The sequence below is a fragment of the Solemya elarraichensis gill symbiont genome, from assembly GCF_002021095.1.
In the GTDB taxonomy this organism is placed as follows: Bacteria; Pseudomonadota; Gammaproteobacteria; order Chromatiales; family Chromatiaceae.
In genome coordinates this window covers 1-2107 of sequence record NZ_MPRK01000276.1, presented here as the reverse complement: position 1 = coordinate 2107, position 2107 = coordinate 1, and the positions used below count along the sequence as shown (strand labels likewise).

The following is a 2107-nucleotide window of genomic DNA, read 5'->3' as shown; positions in this document are numbered from 1 at the left end:
AGCTGCAGGGTGTTGCCTATGACACCATGCTCGAATCCTATGTCTTCAATTCGACCGCGACGCGGCATGACATGGATTCACTTGCGCAGGCCTACCTGAATCTCAAGACCATCAAGTTCGAAGAGGTTGCCGGCAAGGGTGCAAAGCAACTGACATTTGACCAGGTGCCGCTCGAACAGGCTGCGCCCTATGCAGCGGAAGATGCCGATATTACGCTGCGCCTGCACCAGGCGATCTGGCCAAAACTCTCCGCAGAGAGTGGCCCGAAATCGGTTTTTGAATCAATCGAGATACCCCTGGTTCCTGTGCTGTCGCGCATTGAGTGTACCGGTGTGCGCATTGACTCGGCGATGCTGGTCAAGCAGAGCGGTGAACTCGCCATGCGTATGCACAAGCTCGAGGAGCAGGCATACGAGATTGCCGGGCGCTCCTTCAACATGGGCTCGCCAAAGCAGATCGGCCAGATATTCTTCGAGGAACTCGAACTGCCGGTGATCTCCAAGACGCCCAAGGGGGCGCCATCGACAGCAGAGTCGGTGTTGCAGGAGCTGGCAGAACAAGGGCATGAGCTTCCGCAGGTGATCCTGTCGCACCGCAGTCTTGCCAAGCTGCGTTCTACCTACACTGACAAGCTGCCGGGGATGGTTGATCCTGACACTGGCAGGGTGCACACCTCGTATCACCAGGCAGTGGCTGCGACCGGGCGTCTCAGTTCATCGGATCCAAATTTGCAGAACATCCCTGTGCGTACCGAAGAGGGGCGCAGGATTCGCCAGGCATTTGTACCCGAGGATGGTTACCGCATGGTGGCGGCAGACTACTCGCAGGTAGAGTTGCGCATCATGGCGCACCTCTCCGGTGATGAAGCGCTTCTGGGTGCATTCTCTGACGGTATGGATGTTCACCGTGCCACTGCAGCCGAGGTGTTTGGTGTCGCTTCTGAAGATGTAACTTCAGACCAGCGTCGTTCGGCCAAGGCAATCAACTTCGGCCTCATCTACGGCATGTCGGCCTTCGGGCTGGCCAAGCAGCTGGGTGTCGAACGCTCGGTTGCACAGGAGTATGTCGATCTCTATTTCGAACGCTACCCGGGTGTTCGTGAGTTCATGGATTCAATCCGCGCAGATGCGCATCAGAAGGGTTATGTAGAGACAGTGTTTGGGCGCCGCCTCTACCTGCCCGAGATCAATTCGCGCAACGGCATGCGTCGTGCAGCGGCTGAACGCACCGCTATCAATGCGCCGATGCAGGGTACGGCAGCTGATATCATCAAGCTGGCAATGTTGGATGTAGATGCCTGGATTCGCAACGATGAGCCGGATGTGCGCATGACCATGCAGGTACATGACGAACTCGTGTTCGAGGTTGCTGAAGATCAACTTGATCCAGCAGTTGAACAGATCAGTCGCAGGATGTCACAGGCAGCCGAGTTGAAAGTACCGCTTGTCGTCGATGTTGGTATTGGTGACAACTGGGATGAGGCGCACTGATAAAGGCCAGCCCATTTACATGGTCTTGCTGGTCACCGCTGTGTCAGCATGAAATTCGAAGACCAGGTAGGCGCAGGGCTCAGTTCCCTCATTGTGCGTGTTATGCAGTTCACCAGCCCGGATGAAAAATACACCGCCATTGCCAAGGCGCTGATTGAGTATGCTTAATTCACCTTCAAGAACGATAAGCGCAGTGTCGTACTGATCGACATGCCGCTTGAATGACTGGCCAGGTTGCAGTCGGGTGAAATGAATGTGCAGATGTTTTAGTCCAGAACTCTGGTGGTTGACTGCAAGCCGACCATTTCCTGAATCGTAGAGGGACTTTTTATATCCAACAGTGTGCGCTTGTTTAGGTTGCGTTGCCCGTGCTGTCCAGCGGAACATGAGGTATTGAATCGGTTCTTCACTGCCATTGTAGATAGTATGGGTTTGCCCTGAGGGATAATAGAAAAAATCTCCGGAACGGGATGAATATGCCCGAAGAACTCCCTTGCCTGGCTCGTTGATGAAGATGGTCGCTGTACCTGAGAGGACGAGCAGTATTTCCTCCGCTGCGCGCCAAGGAGAGAGAATCGAAGGCGCGTAGTCCCCGGTAGCCACTAGGCGAGACTGTT

General features: G+C 54.9%; 2 protein-coding genes. One reads left to right on the top strand and one right to left on the bottom strand.

Annotated features, from left to right (window positions below; translation table 11 throughout):
* On the top strand, positions 1-1490 hold a 1490-nt coding region (gene polA, locus BOW51_RS10105; RefSeq protein WP_078477605.1), incomplete at its 5' end, for a DNA polymerase I.
* A 15-nt stretch (positions 1491-1505) separates the two neighbouring features.
* Here polA and BOW51_RS10100 read toward each other — a convergent pair.
* Positions 1506-2107: cupin domain-containing protein (locus BOW51_RS10100; protein WP_135568245.1), on the bottom strand; the 602-nt coding region annotated here is incomplete at its 5' end.